At 70.1% G+C, this 18,797-nt stretch carries 18 protein-coding genes; 10 read left to right on the top strand and 8 right to left on the bottom strand.

The genetic code is table 11. The features are described from left to right. Nucleotides 1–6: 6 nt before the first annotated feature. Nucleotides 7–567, top strand: a complete 561-nt coding sequence (locus tag IW249_RS29060; RefSeq protein ID WP_196923688.1) for a PepSY domain-containing protein — start codon at nucleotides 7–9, stop codon at nucleotides 565–567. A 103-nt stretch (nucleotides 568–670) separates the two neighbouring features. Here IW249_RS29060 and IW249_RS29055 read toward each other — a convergent pair whose 3' ends face one another. Next, nucleotides 671–2,563: an ABC transporter ATP-binding protein gene (locus tag IW249_RS29055; protein ID WP_196923687.1), complete on the bottom strand. Its 1,893-nt coding sequence runs from the start codon at nucleotides 2,561–2,563 to the stop codon at nucleotides 671–673. Between the two features lie 84 nt (nucleotides 2,564–2,647). Between IW249_RS29055 and IW249_RS29050 the strand changes: the two genes are divergently transcribed. Beyond that, the gene (locus tag IW249_RS29050; protein ID WP_307788744.1) at nucleotides 2,648–3,472 is read left to right on the top strand and encodes an alpha/beta fold hydrolase; all 825 of its coding nucleotides are present in this window, start codon (nucleotides 2,648–2,650) and stop codon (nucleotides 3,470–3,472) included. Nucleotides 3,473–3,572: 100 nt separating this feature from the next. On the opposite strand, the gene IW249_RS29045 is transcribed toward IW249_RS29050, so the two are convergent. Beyond that, nucleotides 3,573–4,826 carry an HNH endonuclease signature motif containing protein gene (locus tag IW249_RS29045; protein ID WP_196923685.1) on the bottom strand — a complete coding sequence of 418 codons (1,254 nt, stop codon included), beginning with the start codon at nucleotides 4,824–4,826 and terminating at the stop codon, nucleotides 3,573–3,575. A 40-nt stretch (nucleotides 4,827–4,866) separates the two neighbouring features. Between IW249_RS29045 and IW249_RS29040 the strand changes: the two genes are divergently transcribed. Further along, the gene (locus IW249_RS29040; RefSeq protein ID WP_196923684.1) at nucleotides 4,867–5,067 is read left to right on the top strand and encodes a hypothetical protein; all 201 of its coding nucleotides are present in this window, start codon (nucleotides 4,867–4,869) and stop codon (nucleotides 5,065–5,067) included. A 35-nt stretch (nucleotides 5,068–5,102) separates the two neighbouring features. On the opposite strand, the gene IW249_RS29035 is transcribed toward IW249_RS29040, so the two are convergent. The 3 genes from IW249_RS29035 to IW249_RS29025 all read right to left on the bottom strand — a co-directional run bounded on the left by IW249_RS29035 (nucleotide 5,103) and on the right by IW249_RS29025 (nucleotide 7,637). Continuing rightward, on the bottom strand, nucleotides 5,103–5,591 hold the full coding sequence (locus IW249_RS29035) for an HAD domain-containing protein (RefSeq protein ID WP_196923683.1): 489 nt from the start codon (nucleotides 5,589–5,591) through the stop codon (nucleotides 5,103–5,105). Nucleotides 5,592–5,626: 35 nt separating this feature from the next. After that, nucleotides 5,627–6,265: a methyltransferase domain-containing protein gene (locus IW249_RS29030; RefSeq protein ID WP_196923682.1), complete on the bottom strand. Its 639-nt coding sequence runs from the start codon at nucleotides 6,263–6,265 to the stop codon at nucleotides 5,627–5,629. A gap of 160 nt (nucleotides 6,266–6,425) precedes the next feature. Further along, nucleotides 6,426–7,637, bottom strand: coding sequence for a chitosanase (locus IW249_RS29025; RefSeq protein ID WP_196923681.1), 1,212 nt, complete (start codon nucleotides 7,635–7,637; stop codon nucleotides 6,426–6,428). A 271-nt stretch (nucleotides 7,638–7,908) separates the two neighbouring features. On the opposite strand from IW249_RS29025, the gene IW249_RS29020 reads away from it, so the two are divergent. The 3 genes from IW249_RS29020 to IW249_RS29010 all read left to right on the top strand — a co-directional run bounded on the left by IW249_RS29020 (nucleotide 7,909) and on the right by IW249_RS29010 (nucleotide 9,997). Beyond that, nucleotides 7,909–8,508 carry an RNA polymerase sigma factor gene (locus IW249_RS29020; protein WP_196923680.1) on the top strand — a complete coding sequence of 200 codons (600 nt, stop codon included), beginning with the start codon at nucleotides 7,909–7,911 and terminating at the stop codon, nucleotides 8,506–8,508. After that, the gene (locus IW249_RS29015) at nucleotides 8,505–9,212 is read left to right on the top strand and encodes a hypothetical protein (RefSeq protein ID WP_196923679.1); all 708 of its coding nucleotides are present in this window, start codon (nucleotides 8,505–8,507) and stop codon (nucleotides 9,210–9,212) included. Before IW249_RS29020 ends, IW249_RS29015 begins: the two co-directional genes overlap by 4 nt. 164 nt (nucleotides 9,213–9,376) lie before the next feature. After that, nucleotides 9,377–9,997, top strand: a complete 621-nt coding sequence (locus IW249_RS29010; protein WP_196923678.1) for a hypothetical protein — start codon at nucleotides 9,377–9,379, stop codon at nucleotides 9,995–9,997. 46 nt (nucleotides 9,998–10,043) lie between these two features. Here the strand turns inward: IW249_RS29010 and IW249_RS29005 are convergent, their stop codons facing one another. Then, entirely contained in the window at nucleotides 10,044–11,669 is a 1,626-nt protein-coding gene (locus tag IW249_RS29005; RefSeq protein WP_307788743.1) for a glycoside hydrolase family 43 protein, read from the bottom strand. A 251-nt stretch (nucleotides 11,670–11,920) separates the two neighbouring features. On the opposite strand from IW249_RS29005, the gene IW249_RS29000 reads away from it, so the two are divergent. From IW249_RS29000 to IW249_RS28985, 4 genes are read left to right on the top strand one after another with little or no spacing between them, the layout of a single operon-like run. Next, nucleotides 11,921–13,213, top strand: a complete 1,293-nt coding sequence (locus IW249_RS29000; protein ID WP_196923676.1) for an extracellular solute-binding protein — start codon at nucleotides 11,921–11,923, stop codon at nucleotides 13,211–13,213. A gap of 49 nt (nucleotides 13,214–13,262) precedes the next feature. Next, entirely contained in the window at nucleotides 13,263–14,261 is a 999-nt protein-coding gene (locus IW249_RS28995) for a carbohydrate ABC transporter permease (protein WP_196923675.1), read from the top strand. Continuing rightward, nucleotides 14,258–15,097: a carbohydrate ABC transporter permease gene (locus tag IW249_RS28990; RefSeq protein WP_196923674.1), complete on the top strand. Its 840-nt coding sequence runs from the start codon at nucleotides 14,258–14,260 to the stop codon at nucleotides 15,095–15,097. Before IW249_RS28995 ends, IW249_RS28990 begins: the two co-directional genes overlap by 4 nt. Then, nucleotides 15,094–16,128: a LacI family DNA-binding transcriptional regulator gene (locus IW249_RS28985; RefSeq protein ID WP_231392693.1), complete on the top strand. Its 1,035-nt coding sequence runs from the start codon at nucleotides 15,094–15,096 to the stop codon at nucleotides 16,126–16,128. The genes IW249_RS28990 and IW249_RS28985 overlap by 4 nt, the downstream gene beginning before the upstream one ends. 6 nt (nucleotides 16,129–16,134) lie before the next feature. On the opposite strand, the gene IW249_RS28980 is transcribed toward IW249_RS28985, so the two are convergent. Beyond that, nucleotides 16,135–16,842 carry a SanA/YdcF family protein gene (locus IW249_RS28980; RefSeq protein WP_196923673.1) on the bottom strand — a complete coding sequence of 236 codons (708 nt, stop codon included), beginning with the start codon at nucleotides 16,840–16,842 and terminating at the stop codon, nucleotides 16,135–16,137. Between the two features lie 554 nt (nucleotides 16,843–17,396). After that, entirely contained in the window at nucleotides 17,397–18,731 is a 1,335-nt protein-coding gene (locus IW249_RS28975; RefSeq protein WP_196923672.1) for an extracellular catalytic domain type 1 short-chain-length polyhydroxyalkanoate depolymerase, read from the bottom strand. Between the last annotated feature and the right edge of the window lie 66 nt (nucleotides 18,732–18,797).

Below are 18,797 nucleotides of genomic sequence, written 5' to 3'. Positions count from 1 at the left end.
ACCACGATGAAGCGCACCAATCTGCTTCTGGCGACGGTCGGCGGTTCGGCGGTGCTGGCGGTGGCCGGGGTCGCGCTGGGCGTCAACGCCGCGAACGACTCGCGGACCGGCGGCACGGCACTCGCCGCGGCGACCGTCGCCCCGACGGCCACGGACGCGCCGGACGGCAGCGCCACCAGCACCGCGCCGGGCGGCAGCGCCACCAGCACCGCGCCGGGCGGCAGCGCCACCAGCACCGCGCCGGGCGGCAGCGGCACGCCGTCGGCAGGCACCCCATCGGGTACGCCGTCGGCGGGCACCTCGCCAGCGGGCAGCGCGGTCGACGAGAAGCGCGCCGGTGAGATCGCGCTCGCCAAGGCCGGTGGTGGTCAGATCGTCGAGGTCGAAGCCGAGCAGGAAAACGGCCGACCGGTGTGGAGCGTCGAGATCGTCGCGGGCGACACCGAGCACGAGGTGGACGTCGACCGGGACAACGGCTCCGTGGTCAAGGCCGAGCAGGAGCCGGTCGACGACGATGACAACGACGACAACGATGCCGACGACAAGGACGACGACGACAACGACTGACCGCCGTCGCTGCCCACCCCGGTGCTTCCACGGGGGTGGGCGGCGGCGCGTTGTGACGCGGTGGTCGGACCGTCCTTCCTGGGCGGACCGACCACCGCGTGCGTTATATGGCGACGCGTTGCTCCTGGACCGTCGGCTTCTCCTGGGCGAACTGGGTGCGGTACAACTCGTGGTAGCGGCCGCCCGCCGCGAGCAGGTCATTGTGTCGCCCGCGTTCGACGATGCGCCCGGCCTCCACGACGAGGATCTGGTCGGCCGCCCGGATGGTGGAGAGCCGGTGCGCGATGACCACGCTCGTCCGGCCGGTCAACGCCTCGGCGAGGGCGTCCTGCACCGCCGCCTCCGAGGTGGAGTCGAGATGCGCGGTGGCTTCGTCGAGGATGACCACGCGCGGACGGGCCAGCAGCAGTCGCGCGATGGTGAGCCGTTGCCGTTCCCCACCGGACAGGCGGTATCCGCGCTCGCCGACGACGGTGTCCAGCCCATCGGGAAGGCTGCGGATCAGGTCGTCGAGTCGGGCCCGCTGGAGCACCTCCCACATCTCGTCCTCGGTCGCGTCGGGCTGGGCGAACGCCAGGTTGGCGCGGATGCTCTCGTGGAACAGGTGCCCGTCCTGGGTCACCACACCCAACGCGGTCCGGATCGACTCGGCGGACAGCTCACGTACGTCGACGTCGGCGAGCTTCACCGCGCCGTCCTCGACGTCGTACAGACGCGGCACGAGCTGCGCGATCGTCGACTTGCCCGCACCGGAGGAGCCGACGAGCGCCACCATCTGCCCCGCCTCGGCGCGGAACGACACCCCGTGCAGCACCTCCTCGCCGCCGCGCGTATCGAGCTTCGCCACGTCCTCCAGGGACGCGAGCGACACCTTGTCCGCCGAGGGGTAGCCGAACCGGACCCCCTCGAACTCGACAGCGACCGGCCCTTCCGGAAGAGGGCGAGCGTCCGGCTTGTCGAGGATCAGCGGCTTGAGGTCGAGGACCTCGAACACCCGCTCGAAGCTCACCAGTGCGCTCATCACCTCGACCCGAGCGCTGGCCAACGAGGTCAACGGTGCGTAGAGACGCGACAGGAGCAGCGCGAGGGCGACCACCGTCCCGGCGTCGAGGCTGCCCCGCAGGGCGTAGAGACCACCGAGCCCGTAGACCAGGGCCAGCGCCAGCGAGCCGACGACCGTGAGCGCGGTGATGAAGACCCACTGCAGCATCGCCGCACGGATGCCGATGTCCCGGACCCGACGTGCCCGCGCCGCGAACTCGGCGGACTCCTCGGCCGGCCGCCCGTACAGCTTGACCAGCGTGGCGCCGGGTGCGGAGAACCGTTCCGTCATCCGCGTGCTCATGGCCGCGTTGTGCTCGGCCGCTTCCCGCTGCAACTGAGCGAGCCTCGAACCCATCCGGCGGGCCGGGAGAACGAAGATGGGCAGCAGGACGAGCGCCAGCAGCGTGATCTGCCAGGAGAAGGTGAGCATCACGGCCAACGTCAGCATCAGCGTGACGGCGTTGCCGACCACACTCGACAGGGTGTCGCTGAAGGCCCGCTGCGCACCGATCACGTCGTTGTTCAGGCGGCTGACCAGCGCACCCGTGCGGGTACGCGTGAAGAACGCCACCGGCATGCGCTGGACGTGGTCGAAGACAGCCGTCCGCAGTTGGACGATCAGCCCCTCACCGATGCTGGCGGAGAGGAACCGCGTGACCAGCCCCAGCCCGGCCTCGGCGAGGGCGATCACGGCGATCAGTACGGCCAACCGGATCACCACGCCGCTGTCGGCGCCGTCGACGATCGCGTCGACCACCCGACCGGCGAGAACGGGCGCCGCCACAGTGAGAACCGCCGTCACCACACTCAACAACAGGAACCTGACGATCAGGGCGCGGTGTGGCCGTGCGAACTGCGCGATCCGCTTCAAGGTGGCGCGGGACAGCGGTCGCTCATCCTGCGCGTTCATCGCGTGGTGCAAGGACATCCACGCCGTAACTTCCATGCTCATGCGTAACCTCCGATACCGGAGGCTAGGACCTAACCCGAGCTTGAGGTCAAGTCGCCACGCGATACTGGCGATGTGGACTTGCGCGTGCGCGACGACGACTGCCGCCTGTGGGCGGAACAGGCCGGCGCCGGGCCGCCTCTGGTGCTCTGTCACGGAGGTCCGGGTCTCTGGGACTATCTCGCCCCGGTAACCCGGCTGCTCGAGCAGCATGCCCGCACCATCCGGTGGGATCAGCGCGGTTGTGGGCGCTCGCAGCGGCGCGGACCGTACGGCATCGCCCGCTTCGTGGCCGATCTCGACGCGGTATGGGACCAGTTGGCCGGGCCACGGACGGCCCTGTTGGGCCATTCGTGGGGTGCACACCTGGCATTGCGGTACGCCATCGAACACCCCGAACGGGTCAGCCATCTGATCTACGTGTCCGGGACCGGCATTGATCCCGATCGCGGCTGGCACCCGCACTACAAGCGGAATCTGAGGCTGCGGCTCGGGCCTCATCTGGACCGATGGGAGGCCCTCAGCGCGCGCGACCGCACCCCCGCAGAGGAACGTGAATGGGCGGTGCTGCAATGGTCGGCCGACTTCGCCGACCACGGTGCGGCACTGCATCACGCCGATCGCATGGCCACGCCGTGGCTGGGCATCAACCACGACTGCAGCCAGGCCGTCAACGCCGAGGTCAAGCAAGAGCTCAGCAGATCCGACATGGCCGCGCAGTGCCGAGCGCTCGACCTGCCCGTGCTGATCATCGACGGCACCGAGGACATCCGGCCCCGCTGGGCCGTCGACTCGCTGCACCGCGCGTTGGCCAACAGCCAGCGGGTGAGCCTCACCGGGGCCGGCCACCTTCCGTGGGTCGAGAATCCGCACGACTTCCGTCGGGCGGTGGCCACCTTCCTGAGGCAATAGGGTCGCCAGATCTCCAGCCGGCCTTACCGCGATCTCCCGGATTCGCGACAGCGCCACTGCCCAGCGGCGATGTCTCCGACGGATTGGCTGCTGGCTGCTCCTATGTTCGTCGGTGGTAGTGGTTGCGGCGGGGGAGCTGTTCGGGGTCGAGCCAGGCGGGTGGAATGAACTCCGGATGTCCGTCGTCGCCGAGCCGGACGACCCAGTCGGTCTGGTGGACGTGCCGATGGTGGTGGCCACAGAGCAGCACGGCGTTTGTCAGGCTGGTGGTGCCGCCGTCGGCCCAGTGGTGGATGTGGTGGGCGTCGCACCAGCGCGGTGGGCGGTCGCAGCCGGGGAACGTGCAGCCGCGGTCGCGAAGCACCAGGGCGCGGCGCAGCGGCCCGGTGATGAGGCGGCGTTGTCGACCGACGTCGAGGACCTGGCCGGTGCCGCCGAGGACGGCGGGCAGGATGGTGGCGTCGCAGGCGAGTCGACGCACGGTGTCCGGGGTGAGGTTGAGGCCGGTGTCGAGGGTGCCGCTGCTGAGCTGTCGGGTTAGTTCGTCGTAGGTGGTGGTGACGACGATCTGGGCGGGGTCGCCGCCGCTGTCGGGCAGTTGGCCGGTGCGGAGGGTGAGTCGGCAGATGTCGGTGAGGGCGTCGTGGCGGCGTTGTCCGGGGGATCGGGTGTCGTCCGGTCCGGACGGGGTGGTCAGTGGGTCGATGGCGGCGCGGAGCAGGCCGGCGGTTTCGGCGTCGAGGGTGCCGGTGAGTCGGAGTCGGCCGTCGGTCTGCTCGGACAGGGTGAGGTGGTGGCGGTCGTGGGTGGCGCGGCGTGCTTCGGCGTCGAGGGCGGCTTGGGCGGCGGTTTCGGCGATGTCGGGGGCGACGTGGTCGAGGATGCGGGTGCCGAGTTTGCGGAGGTGGGTGGGGTCGAACTGTGCGGCCCAGCCGACGAGCACACCGACCGCCTTGTCGGCGGTCTCGGCGTCGGCGGTGGCCTGGACGGTGGTGGCGGTGTCGGCGATGACCCGGGCCTGGTCCAGGCTGATGGCGCCGTCAGCCAACGCTTGTCGTATCCCCGGGTTGCCGGTGTCGAGGGCGGTGGCGAGGTCGATCAGGCGGCGGGCGGCGGGGATGGTGAGGCGCAGTCGTTCGCGGAGCCAGACCGCGGTGCAGGAGGCTCCCTGGGTGCGGGCGGTGCCGCGGCCGTCGACCTCGCGGACCAGAGCGAGTTTGACGGCGGCGAGCCGCTGCTCCAAGCGGTGCACGGCGTCGAGTGCGGCGATCAGGTCCTGTTCCGGGAGGGCCCAGGCAGCAGCGTCGACACACGCGGCGACCGCGTCGTCTGCAAACGCCAACTCCTCGAGCATGCCCCGACACTAGAACAGGTGTACGACAGTTCCAGTCACCATGATCGATTCACCTGGCGACTCGCCGGAGGGTTCGTCGGTGCCGAACTCCTCCCAGGCCAGGATGGGCCGGCTGCCCGGCGATGCCGAGAGCTGGTGTCGACAGTGCTGGCTGGTGCCCTGGCATGAGCGAGGGCTGGGTGTCGACGGCACCGCCTGGTCCCGGTATGGGCGAGCGCTGGATGTCGACGGCGCTGCCTGAGGTCCGGGTATGAGCGAGGGCTGGGGCGTCGCTAGCTATTCGCCGACGGGCTGCTGAAGAGCCTTGGCCCAGGCCATGACGTGATCGATGGAGCTACGGGTCAGGCCGACCGACGGGTCGGCGGTGATCAACAGGGTGGGGCTGCTGCGTGCTGCGGCCCAGATGTGGGCTTGCGGCGTGTGGAGGTCGTCGATCCATGCCGTTGGCCGTTGCTGGGCGTAGGCGGCGATGACGGGGATCTTGTCGCTCGGGTGGAACGGCGCGGGTGGCATGGTGATCACGGGCAGGGGAGCGATGCGCAGAAGCGGGGCGAGGAGTTGGTTGGCCTCGTCGTTCCAGCTCGTGGCCCAGGCGATGTCCAGGATGGCGCTCGCTTCGGTGATCCAGGCGCCGTGGCTGGGGTTGACGCGTACGGGCTCCTCGCCGGGGAACAGGTGGTGCTCGGTGTAACCGGCGGGTGGTTGACGGGTCCCGTAGGGACTGAGAACGCCGTCGATGTCCAGCAGGAGCAGAGGCCGGTTCATCCGGAGGATCCTGCCGTAAAACGGTCCGCCCGGTGTCACGCGATGAACGTGAAGATCTCGCCGTTGGTGGCCAGCGGCTGCGGGGTGCCGGCGAAGCGGTGAACGCCGACGGAAAACAGCACGCCGTCGGGGGCGTGGAAGACCCGTTCGGCAAACCCGGCGTCGGCCAACCACGTTCGGATCCTTGGTGTGAGGTCAGGCGCGCGTCGGGTCCTCGTCCAGATCACCGTGGCGTCAGCGGCGCAGAGCTGCGGCAGTGCGTTGATGGTGGCGTGGGCGTCGGCGTCGCTGATGTTGCCCAGGACTCCCGCCATGATGACGAGGTCGGCAGGCACCGCCTGTCGGTAGGAGGCGAGGTCACCCGCGTCGGCCTGCATGACGGTCACGGTTTCGAGGTTCTCGGTGACTGCTTTGGCTCGGGCTGCGGCGACGTTGCGCGGGTCAGACTCGATCAGGGTGACATCGGCCCGTGTGGCGTCGGGGCGCGAGGCCAGCACGTTCAAAACGTCGTGACCTTGGCCGGCACACATGCTGACCACCGACACAGGCTTGCCCGGTCGCTCATCGAACCAGGCGGCGATGTGCTGCTGAACCAGCCGTAGCCGGCGTGCCAGCGGCGAGTCGTCATCGGCGTACGGGCTGTGCCAGGCGAACCAATCCTTGCCGTCGTTCACGGAGACTGAGCCTGCCAGTCCCAGCCGTGGCGGCGGTGTCGGCACGCCGATCGTGAGAAGAGCCTTGGCAGGTAAGTGGTTCAGGCAGCCGAGAGGGCCAGGCGGCGAGGTCGTCGGCGAGCCGAAACTCCGTGCCGGCGACCCGCCACCATCCAGCGGCCTAGCCGATGCGGAACTGGTCGCCGTAGACGGCGAACACCAGCGGTGTGTTCAGGTTGAAGTTGCCGTTGTTGAGGAACACCCGCTGGGCGGTGTCGACGCGTGAGGTGTCCGAGTGGGCCTCCTCCTTCTTCATCTCGATGACCCGCTCGTCGAGGAAGGCGTTGAGCCAGGTCCGCTCGTCGCCGCCCTGGGCCGGTGGCTTGGCCCGGTTCAGGGCGCGGTTACGGATCTGCCGCATGCCCTCGTACCCGTGCATGACCGCCGCGTCGTAGTAGGCGAACTGGCCGAGTGCCCGGACCTGGTCGTTCTTGCCGTCGCGTACCGACGGGTTGAAGTAGACCCGGTCGCGTTCGGCCTCCTGGGCGGCCTGGAACACCGAGTCGGTGGCCGCGGTCCGCCAGTCGCGCGGGAAGTTGGGGTCGAGGCCTGCGTGCGACGAGGTGCCGTTGACGTTGCGCAGCGCCGGCAAATAGCCGGCGAGCACGTTGCCGGGCTTGGTGCGGGTGTACGCCTCGACCAGTTCGAGCATGTCGCCGGTGCCGGAGCAGAAGCCGATGATGCCGGCGGTGTAGCCGCGCCCGTCGCCGATGTCCTCGATGTAGGAGAACTGCGCGCGCCAGTCGAGCGAGGAGTTCTCCGCGGCCGAGACGAGTTGCATGGCGACGTTCTTCTTCGCCGGGTCGTCGAGGTTGGTCCCGCTCGGGGTGGTGGGTGTGGGGGTGGGGGTGCTGCCGCCGCCCGGCAGGGTCCACAGCTGGTTCGTGGTGCCGCCGCAGGTCCAGATCTGCAACCGGGCGCCGTTCGCGGTGCTCCGGTCGGTGACGTCGAGGCACTTGCCGGAGCCGGAGTTGACGAGCGCGCCGTTGCTGGCGGTCCACTTCTGCGCGCCGGTGTTGTTGCAGTCGTACAGCTGCACCTTGGCGCCGTTGGCGGTCGACGCGGCGGTGACGTCCAGGCACTTGCCGAGTGCCCGGATCGAGTTGTCGGTGTTGCCGACGGTCCACGTCTGGGCCGCGCTGCCGTTGCAGTCGTAGAGCTGGACGGGCGTGCCGTTGGCCGAGCTGGCGCCGGCCACGTCGACGCACTTGCCGCCGAGGCCGGTGATCGGGCCGGCGGTCGCGGCGCTCGCCGACGGCAGGCCGTAGCCGACTGCGGCGACGCCGACCAGCAGGGTGCCCACGACGTAGGCGGCTGTTCTCTTGTGAACCATGGTGTTCCTCGGGGAAGGGGCGGCGTGCCGCCGGCCGGTCGGTTCGCGGTGCCCGTCGGGGCCGAACTGCCGCGCCGGGGCCAAGCATCAGGAAACTGTATTAACAGATACCAGTACGTCGATTCCTCGTCAATCGGCGACCGCGAGGCGTGACGGCACCTGTTCATCCCGTCGTTGGCGGGACGTACCTGCCGGTGGCTATCGTCGGGCCGTAACTGATCAACGGGCCGGTCCGTCGGAACCAGCACCGTCCGACGGACAGAAGATGGTCATGGAGTCGAGTCTGCGCGCTCGGGTGCGAGCCGGTGACCCCGGCGCGTTCGCCGAGCTGTTCGACCAGTACGCGCGCTCGGTGTACAACCACGCGTTCCGGCTGACCGCCGACTGGGCCACGGCGGAGGACGTCATGGCCGCCACGTACCTGCAAGCCTGGCGTTCCCGGGAGCGGGTCACCGCGGAGGGCGGGTCGCTGCGTCCCTGGCTGCTCGGCATCGCCACCAACGAGGCCCGCAACCACATCCGCAGCAACCGCCGCTACCGCCGGATGGCCGCCGCGCTGCTCGCCTCCGACGTCACAGTGCCCGACCACGCCGACGAGGTCGCCGGTCGACTCGACGACAGCCGACGTATCGCCGCCGCGATCGACGCCCTGGCCCGGCTGCGACGACCCGAGCGCGAGGTGCTGACACTGTGCCTGTGGGAGGGCCTCGACTACGAGTCCGCGGCGGAGGCGCTGGGTGTCCCGGTCGGCACGGTGCGGTCCCGGCTGTCGCGGGCCCGCGCCCGGCTCCGTACCCTCGTCGACGCCCCACCGCGCGCCGCCCGGCCTGCGGTCGTGGACGCCTCGCTCGTGCGGGAGGGCAGCCAGTGAGCGCGCCGGACCCGGCCGAGTGGGCGCAGATCGCCCCCCATCCCGGTGACCACGACCTGCCGGCGGGCCGGCACGAGCTGCACCGCACGCGCCTGCTGACGGCGATCGCGCAGCGGCCGCGTACCCGAAGAAGGGCTTTTGTGCCGCTGCGGCCCGCGCTCGCGGCGGCCGCTTTGGTAGTGGTCGCGGCGGGCGGAGGACTCGCGGTACGGTCCGGCGACGCGCCCCCGGTGGCGCTCCCGTCCCCCGAGGCGAGCCGCCCGGCCGCTCGGCAGGCACCGCCGGGCACGGCCGCCAAGAATCGTGGGTACGGCACGGTGCGTCAACTCACCGACGCGGCTGAGCTGGTGGTCCGTGGCGAGGTGACGTCGGTGACGGACGGGCGGGCGGTCTACCGGGTGGCCGAGGTGCTCTACCGCGCCCCGGACGCCCCGGTGCCCACCGAGATCTCGGTTGCGGCGGAGTTGTTCGGAACGACCGGCCGGCCGACCGTCCTGTACCTGGGCCTCGCGGACCCGGGTGCGCGTCTCTACCGTCCGCTCGGCGGCGAATTCGGGATCTTCGACCTCGCTGGGGAGACGGCCACCAGCCGGTCACCGGGGATGTCGGTGACCGGTCTGCGCGCCGAGGACGCCGCCGGGGCGGGCCGCGCGTTCGTCACCACGGTGGCCGAGCTCCGTCAGCTCGCCCGCGAGCGGCGCTGAGCCCGCAAGCGCCGAGCTGAGCCCGCAAGAGCCGAGCCCGAAACAACTGAGGCCGAGAAAAAAAGATGGAACTCGGTGCCCGGGACGCACAGATAGAGGGCGTAAGCAGTGCCGCGTTCCGAGCGAGACGACCCGGGACGGCACCGAGACGCGAGGAGCGTTCCATGGCAGTCGACAGTCGCCGTACCCGGGCTCTGTGGGCCACGGCCGCCGCTGTGCTCGCCGCCGCGGCGTTGTCCGCCTGCGGCAGCGGCGGCGCAGACCCGGCGGCCGCGCCCGCCCCGACCAGCACCGCCCCGACCAGCGCGGCCACACCGACCGACGTCGCGCCCCCGCCGATCAAGGGCAAGCTGCGCGGGTACGGCACAGTGCGGCAGCTCAGCGAAACCGCGGACCTGGTGGTACGCGGTGAGGTTGAGGCGGCCGGATTCCGGGTCGACGAGGTGCTGCGCGCGACGAGCGGGTCGAGCGTACGGGCCGGGGCGCGGATCACACTCGCCCCGCTGCCCGCCGGTGTGCCGGACATGGCACACATGTCGACGCTCGAGGCCGGCCAGTTCGTGGTCCTCTACCTCGCCCAGGACCCGGCGGCCCCGACGTTCCGGACGCTCAGCGGCGACTTCGGCGTGTTCGACCTGAGCGGATCCGGCGCGGAGACCGCCGCCACGACCCGCTCGCAGACCATGGCGGTCAGCGGCCTGCTCGCCGAGGACCCGGCCGCGTCCGGCCACGGTTTCCGCACCACCCTCGGTCAGCTGCGCGCCGTCGCCGCCCAGGTCAGGTAGGACGAGTGGGAACGCGGACGGCACCCGCCGAGTGCCGTCCGCGTGGTCACTGCTCCCGGTAGGTGGCCAGGTCGAAGTCGGCGTGCACGCCGTCGCCGCCCAAATCCTGCACCCACAGGCCGAGGAAGGCGCCGGTGAATCCCCACGCCGCCGGCTCACCGTCGATGATCAGCGCGGCGTGTTCGTCGGACAGGATTGTCGCGTCCAGCTCGACCGGCAGTCCCTGCCAACCGGCGCCGAGGTCGTAGTCGAAGCGCACCGCCGGCCCGTCGAAGACGGCCCGCAGGCCGACCCGGGTGACGCCGCCGACGTCGACGGTCAGATCGGGGTACGCGGTGCGTCGCCCGTTGTCGGAGCTGAGCAGTTCCAGCACCGTCCGCCCGTCGTCGGCACGGGTCAGGTAGAGGTGGTGCCAGTTGAGGGTGTTGTAGTAGGCGGTGATCCCGGCGAGCTGACGGTGGTCGGCCGGCGCGAACTCCACCACTGTCTCCAGCGAGCACCCCATCGCGCCGACGCGTCGCCCGACCAGGCTGGGTGCCTGGCGACCGACCGGCGACTGCCCGCCGTGGACGCGCAGGTACGACGGGCGGGTGTGCAGGTCCACCCAGTCCGGGGTGGCCGGCCGACGCAGCGTGGACCAGCACCGGCCCAGCTCGGGGGAGTCGAAGTGGTCGGTCTCGGGCTCCGCCGGCCACGGGTGCGCGGGCAGGTCGGGTGCGACAACGTCGTCCGCGGGCACCCCTCCGGCGACCCGCGGCCAGCCGTCCGACGGCCACTCGACCCGCTGGATCGCGGTCTCCCGACCCAGCACGCAGTTGCCCAGCGGGGAGTACGGGCGGCCCACCAGGTGGGCCAGGTACCACTCGCCGTTCTGCGTGCGGACCAGGCTGCCGTGACCCGCCTTCTGCAACCGCAGTTCGGGTCGCCCGAAGGAGGTGAGCAGCGGCCCGTCCGGGTCCACCTCGTACGGCCCGAACAGCTCCCGCGACCGCGCCACGGTGACCTGGTGCTCCCAGCTGGTGCCGCCCTCGGCGGTGATCAGCCAGTACCAGCCGTCGTGGCGGTACAGGTGCGGGCCCTCGGTGACCCCGACCGGTGAGCCGGTGAACAGGATGCGGGGGCTGCCGACCAGGCGGCGTGCGGCACTGTCGTACTGCTGGATCTCGATACCGCCGAAGCGGTCGCGGCCGGGTCGCCAGTCCGCGCTCATGCCCAGCAGCCAGGTGGTGCCGTCGTCGTCGTGGAACAGCGAGGCGTCGAACCCACGCCCGTGCAGTTTCACCGGATCGGACCAGGGGCCGGTGATGTCCTCGGCGGTGACCAGGAAGTTCTGCGGATCCCAGTAGCCGCTGGCGAAGCTGGCCACGTCGCTGTAGACGAGGTGGAACTGACCGTCGTGATACGTCAGGTCGGGCGCCCACACCCCGTTGGAGTCGCCGCATCCGCGCAGGTCGAGCAGGCGCCGGTCGGTGATGATCCCACCGAGGCTGCGCCAGTTCACCAGGTCACGCGAGTGGTGCACGAGCACGCCCGGATACCACTCGAAGGTCGAGGTGGCCAGGTAGTAGTCGTCGCCGACGCGCAGGATCGACGGGTCCGGGTGGAACCCGGCAAGGATGGGATTGCGGATCGACCGGGTAGCGGTCGCCACGGTAGCGATGTCGGTCGACACGAGCGCTCCTCTGGGCGGGCTGGCTGCAACTTCCGGAAACTCGCGGTCTCCGGCCATTGAAGATTGTGCCTACGCTAGCCGGTCTTTTCGCAATAGGACAGAGGTCTTGACCGTTGCGACGTCAGCTCGTAGCGTGCCGGCCATCGATCGGTATTACCGGCGAAGCATTGAAAGTTTCGGAGATCCGTAGATCCCCACCCGCCCGCTCAGCCGGCGTCCGAGCACCCCGGAAGTCCCCGAAGGGATCGATCATGACCACGCACCTCTCCCGCCGAACGCTGCTCGGCCTCGCCGGTGCCGGCGCCGGTGCCTTCCTGCTGAGCGCCTGCGGCGACGACGAGCCCAGCGACCCGAACGCCCCGCAGACCATCAACTGGTGGCACATCCAGAACACCGAGCCGATGCTGCCGGTCTGGGCGGCGCTGGCCAACGAATACAAGGCCGCGCACTCGAACGTCACCCTCGACATCCAGCCCCTGGAGAACGAGGCGTTCAAGGCCAAGCTCACCACCGCCACCCAGGCCGGTGACCCGCCCGACCTCTTCCAGTCCTGGGGTGGTGGCGTGCTCAAGCAACAGGTGGACGCCGGCCTGGTCAAGGACATCACCGACGACGTGAAGCCGTGGATCGGGGGCCTGCTGCCCGCCGCCATGGAGCCGTACACGATCGACGACAAGATCTACGGCGTTCCGTTCGACATCGGCATGGTCGGTTTCTGGTACAACAAGGACCTCTTCGCCCGCGCCGGCATCACCGCCGCGCCCACCACCTGGGCGGGCGTGCTCGACGTGGTCCGCCAGCTCAAGACCGCAGGCATCACCCCGATCGCCCTGGCGGGCAAGGACAAGTGGCCGGCCCACTTCTACTGGTCCTACCTCGCGATGCGCATCGGTGGGGTGGGCGCGTTGCAGAAGGCCGTCGACGACAAGAACTTCGACGCCCCTGACCTCGTCGCCGCCGGCGACCGGCTCAAGGAACTCGTCGACCTGCAGCCGTTCCAGAAGGGGTTCCTGGGCGCGGCGTACGGCACGCCCGACGGGCAGGCCGCCACCATGGGCAACGGCGGGGCGGCCATGGAGCTGATGGGGCAGTGGGCGCCGGCGGTGCAGGCATCCAGCTCCACCAGCAAGAAGGGCCTCGGCGACAAGCTCGGCTTCTTCCCCTTCCCCACCGTCGAAGGTGGAAAGGGCGCCACGACCGAGGTGTTCGGCGGCGGCAACGGCTTCGCCATCGGCAAGGACGCCCCCGCGGCCACCGTGGACTTCCTGAAGTTCCTGCTCAGCGCGGACAACCAGCGCAAGTCCGCGCAGACCGGCGCGGTGCTACCGACCGTGAAGGAGGCCGCGACGGCCATCCCCGACGCCAACGGCAAGCTCGTCGCGGAGACGCTCGCCGGCTACACCGGCTTCCAGCTCTACCTCGACCAGGCGTACGCGCCGGCGCTCGGGTCGCAGATCAACGACAGCGTCGCCGAGTTGGTCGCCGGCAACAAGTCGCCCGCCCAGATCGTCAAGGACATCACCCAGGTGGCGAAGACCGTCTGACCGTGACCACCCACCCATCCGTAGCCGGCGAACCCCCTGTGGAGTAGGCATGACCAGCCCATCGACCGTGTCGGACACCAGGCGCGGCGACCCGGCGACGGACCCGCCGGCACCGGGGCCGGGCACCGCGCGACAGCGTGGCCGCCAGCCCCGGCCGGGCCGCGGCGGCGTCCTCGCCATCTTCCTCACACCAGCCCTGGTGCTGTTCCTGCTGCTGGTCGTCGCCCCCATCCTGGTGGCCAGCTACGCCAGCCTCTACAAGTGGAACGGCTTCGGGCTGCCGGAGAACTTCGTCGGGCTGGACAACTACACCCGCGCCTTCCAGGACCCGACCTTCCGTGGTGACCTGTGGCGCGGCTTCGTGCTGGTGCTGCTGTCCCTGGTCGTCCAGCTGCCCGCGGCGTTGGCCCTGGCCATGCTGCTCAATCAGCCACTACGGGGTCGTGCCGCCTACCGGCTGATCTTCTTCGCCCCGTACGTGCTCTCCGAGGTCACCACGGCCGTCCTGTTCGACCTGGTGTTCTCACCCAACCGGGGCCTGGGCGACGCGATCGCGACGTGGTTGAGCGCCGACGCCGGCGCGGTCTTCGCCGACCCGGACACCGTGCTGTACGCCGTCTTCCTCGTGGTGTCCTGGAAGTACTTCGGCCTCTACATGATGCTCTTCCTGGCCGCGCGTCAGGGCATTCCCAAGGAGTTGTCGGAGGCCGCGGTCACCGACGGCGCCACCGCCTGGCAGGCGTTCCGGCACGTCACACTGCCCCTGCTCGGGCCGACCATCCGCATCAGCGTCTTCCTGTCGGTCATCGGCACCATCCAACTGTTCGACATGGTCTGGGTGCTCACCCGGGGCGGCCCGATCCACTCGTCGGAGACCATGGCCGTGACGATGTACGAGTACGGCTTCCGCCGTTTCGAGGTCGGCTACGCCAGCGCCATCAGCATCATCATGTTCCTGCTGAGCCTCGTCTTCGCCCTCTTCTACCAGCGCATCGTCCTGCGTCGTGACACCGCGGGAGCGATCACCAACCAGGGAGGCCAGCGATGACCGGCACGGTGAACCGCGCCCAGCGGACCCGCAGCCTCGTGCTGCACCTCGTCTGCGTCGTCGTCGGAGCGCTCATCGTCGTACCGGTCTGGTTCGGTGTGCTGGGCGGCTTCAAGGACAACGGTCAGCTCTCCACCAACCCGCTGGGGTGGCCCGACCCCTGGACGCCGTCGAACTACACCGACATCCTGACGTCCGGGGTGTTCTGGCGGCAGCTCGGCAACAGCCTTCTCATCGCCGTGAGCAGCACCTTCATCGTCGTCGCCGCGGCGGCGATGGCCGCGTTCGTCTTCGCGCGGTACGCCTTCCGGGGTCGCGAGTTCCTGGTGACCCTGTTCGCGATCGGCCTGATGTTCCCGTTCGCGGTGGCCATCCTGCCGCTGTTCGTCCTGCTTCGCGGCATGGGCCTGCTGGACAACCCGCTCGGCGTCATCCTGCCCCAGGCCGCTTTCGGGCTGCCGATCACCATCATCATCCTGCGTCAGTTCTTCCGTACCATCCCGGCCGAGGTCGAGGAGGCCGCCGTCCTCGACGGCTGCGGCTCGTTCGGGTTCTTCTGGCGGGTCCTGCTGCCGATGGCCCGTCCCGCCCTGGCCACCGTGTCGGTGCTGGCCGTGGTGACCAGTTGGAACAACTTCATGCTCCCGCTGGTCGTCTTCACCGACCAGAGCTGGTGGACCCTACCCGTCGGAGTCCAGGCCTTCCAGGGCCAGTACACCGCCGAGACCGCACGGGTGCTCGCCTACGTCGTGCTGTCCATGGTGCCGGCCCTGGGCTTCTACGCCGTTGCCGAACGTCAACTCATCGGCGGTCTGACCGGCAGCGTCAAGGGATGACAGGGGGGACCGTGGGCACGGAGAACGGCCGAAACGTCACCATCGCCATGATCGCGCGGTTGGCCGGTGTCTCCGTGCCCACCGTCTCCCGGGTCATCAACGGCCGCTCCGACGTCGCCCCCGACACCCGCGAACGCGTCGAGGCCCTGCTCAACCGGCACGGCTACCGCCGCCGGTCACCGGCCAGGCGCACCGACGCCGCCCTCATCGACCTGGTCTTCAACGACCTGGACAGCCCGTGGGCCGTGGAGATCATCCGTGGGGTGGAGGACGTCGGCCAGACCAGCGGAGTCGGCACCGTCGTGTCGGCCATCCACTGGCGCATCTCCTCGGCCAAGCAGTGGCTCGACAACATGCGTACCCGCTCCACCGAGGGAATCATCTTCGTGACCTCGATGGTGAACCCACCGTTGCAGGCCGAGCTGCGACGGCTCCACCTGCCGGTCGTCATCATCGACCCGGCCGGGGTCGACCCGCAGGAGTCACCCACCATCGGCGCCACCAACTGGGCGGGCAGTCTCAGCGCCAACCAGTACCTGATCAGCCTCGGCCACCGCCGCATCGGCTTCATCGCCGGCCCGCCGCACCTGATGTGCAGCCGGGCCCGGATGGACGGCTACCGCGCGGCTCTGAGCGCCGCCGGCATCCCCATCGACGACGCCCTGATCCGCCCGGGCAACTTCTACCACGAGGCCGGCTTCACAGCGGGTACGCAGCTGCTGGCCCTGCCCGACCCGCCCACCGCCATCTGCGCCTCCAGCGATCAGATGGCGCTCGGTGTCTACGAGGCGGTCCGCAAACGGGGCCTGCGGGTGCCCGACGACGTGAGCGTGGTCGGCTTCGACGACCTGCCGGAGGTGCGGTGGTGCTCCCCGCCGCTGACCACAGTCCGGCAACCCCTGGCCGAGATGGGCATGCTGGCCGCGCGTACCGTGCTGCGCCTCGCCGGAGGCGAGAGGACCGAGAGCCCTCGGGTCGAACTCGCCACCGAGCTCATCGTCCGCGACAGCGCCGCACCACCACGGTCGTGACCTCAGTCAGCCGGCGCGCAACGCGTCGTCGACGCCCGTCTCCCGGCGGCCGAGGTGCGCCGGATCCCGCCCGGAGAGCAGATCCAGCGCGGCCTTCAGGCAGGCGCCGTTCTCCCGGGACGAACTGAACCACCACGTCTGGGCGTACCGCTTCGCGCTGTCGTCACCCACGCCGTTGGCGTCGATGCCGAGGCGTCGGCACAGCGCCACGGCACGCGGAAGATGGAAGGTCTGCGTCACCACAGTGGCTTGCCGCACCCCGAAGATCCGCTCGGCGCGCGCACATGAGTCGTACGTGTCGAAACCGGCGTGGTCCGGAACCACCTTGTGCGCTGGTACACCCCGCTCCACCAGCCAGTTCCGCATGGCGGCGGGTTCGTTGTAGTCGGCGTTCATGTTGTCGCCCGACACGAGGATCGCCCGCACCTTGCCGGCGTCGAACAGCCGCCGCGCGATCTCCAGCCGGGCCGTGAGGACGGGTGAGGGCGTGCCGTCGGCGTCCACCTTGGTGCCCAGGACCAGGGCGACCGGCGCGTCCGGCACCTCGGCCTCGCCGTAGAGGTGGCCCTCCGCGGTGTCGCGGATCCACGTCACGCTGGCCACAGTGCCCCCGGCCAGCGCCACCGCTCCCACCGTGAGCGCGAGGACCGTCCGGCGGACCAACCGCCGGTGCTCCCCGTACCACCGCCTGGCCGCACCGAATCGTCCCCGCATGCCGCAAGGTTATTCCGCCCGCGCTCACGACTGTCGTCGGCGTGCACGCGAACCACCCGGCGGCGGTAAACAGAGAACATTGTCTATGGACAATCGCTCACTGTTAGCGCTAACGTGACGGACAGTCGTCGATACTCGAACGACCTCGGGCCGCGTGACGGAGCTGTCGCCACTGGTTCAGGGCGTGACGGACGACGATCGTGGCGTGGGGCGGGTGGCACGTGGCCGGCGCGAGACGGCCCGGGACCACCATCGGGCGACCCGTGCGCCACGCGGCCGAGGCATGAACGGCCACCGGGATTCCAGGGCACCGCAGCAACCGGGACAGTCGTGCGACGACAACCGGGCCGCTCACATGCCCAGCGCACACCGCTGAGCAGCCGGGCCGCCCTGATGACGACCGTCGGTTTCGACCCTGGCCGCCGGGTCGCGTCCCGCTGTTCGGAGTCCGGGCCCGAGCAGCGGGACGCCACCCGGCCCGGCTCGGAAGGATCCCGAGCCGGGCCACACGCCGCATGAGCAACCGACGGGGTACGCCGACGTCGGTCACCGCGTCAGCTGCGGGTCCACCGCTGACTGTTCGTGCCGTTGCAGCTCGACAGGACCGCAGGGGTGCCGTTGGCGGTCCCGGCGGCGTTGGGCGTCAGACACAGCCCGGACTGCACGCCGGTGACAGTGCCGTCGGTGTTGACGTTCCACTGCTGGTTGGTGCCGCCATTGCAGTCCCAGATGATCACCCGGGTGCCCGGTGAGGTCCCGGCGCCCTCGGCATCCAGGCACTTCGTGCCGTACACCTGGAGTTGTTTCGTGGCGGTCGACGTCCACTGCTGGTTGGTGCCGCCGTTGCAGTCCCACAACGCCAGCTGCGTGCCGTTGGTCTGCGACCGGGACGGGACGTCCAGGCAGCGGTTGGCGCCGGTGTTGCGCAGCGGCGCCGCCGTGCCGCCGGGCGGTGGGGTGGTCGGGCTCGTGGTGTCGAGGCCGAGGAACCGGACGGCCTGCGCGGCGTCGAACGGGATGGAGTGGCCGTACCCCTGGAAGCTGATCGCTTCCACGGGGGCCGTGCCGCCGGTGCCCCCGTACCGGGTACGGGTGGCGCTGGTCTGCGGGGAGTCGGTGAAGCTGGGGGTCTGCGACACACCCTGCACGTTGGTCCACTGCTTGATCTGCTCGCCGAAGTTGACGTAGCTCAGGGTGGTGTCGGTGGTGCCGTGCCAGATCTGGAACCGGGGACGCTTGCCCGAGTAGCCGGGGTAGGCGCTGCGGACCAGGTCGCCCCACTGCTGCCCGGTCCTGACGATCCGTCCGCCGGAGCACTCGCTGTTCCACTCCGCGCCGTTGGTGGTGGCGAAGCACCCGAACGGGACCCCGGAGGAGCTGAACCCGGCGTTGAACAGGTCCGGGTAGAGGCCCACCATCACGTTGGTCATCATGGCGCCGGAGGAGAACCCACCCACGGAGATCCGGGTCGCATCGACCGGGTAGCGGCTCCGGACGTGGTCGACCATGGACTTCAGCCCGACCGGGTCGCTGCCACCGTCGCGGCGCAGGGCCTGCGGCGACGAGACGTCCCAACATTTGCTGCTCCGGGTCACCGACGGGTAGATCACGATGAAGCCGTAGCGATCGGCGAGGGTGCTGAGCCCGAAGCCGCTGTGCACCGCCGGACCACTGCCGGTGCAGTAGTGCAGGGCCAGGAGCAGTGCCGGCTGGGCCGCGACCCGGTCCGGCACGTACAGGTGCATCTGGAGGTTCGTGGGGTTGGTGCCGAAGTTGGTCACCTGGGTGAGCGTCGCGGCCGACGCCGGGGTGGCGACAGTGACCACGGCCGTCATCGTCGCCAGGGCCGTCGCCAGCGCGGCGGCCAGCAGTGCGATCCTTGATCTCATCGGCGGTTCCTCTTGTCGTGAGTCGGGGACCCGGCCACGGACGCTGGTCGCCTCGCATCGACTGTG

The sequence above is a fragment of the Micromonospora vinacea genome (assembly GCF_015751785.1).
In the GTDB taxonomy this organism is placed as follows: domain Bacteria; phylum Actinomycetota; class Actinomycetes; order Mycobacteriales; family Micromonosporaceae; genus Micromonospora; species Micromonospora vinacea.
This window is presented reverse-complemented; position numbering and strand designations above follow the sequence as displayed.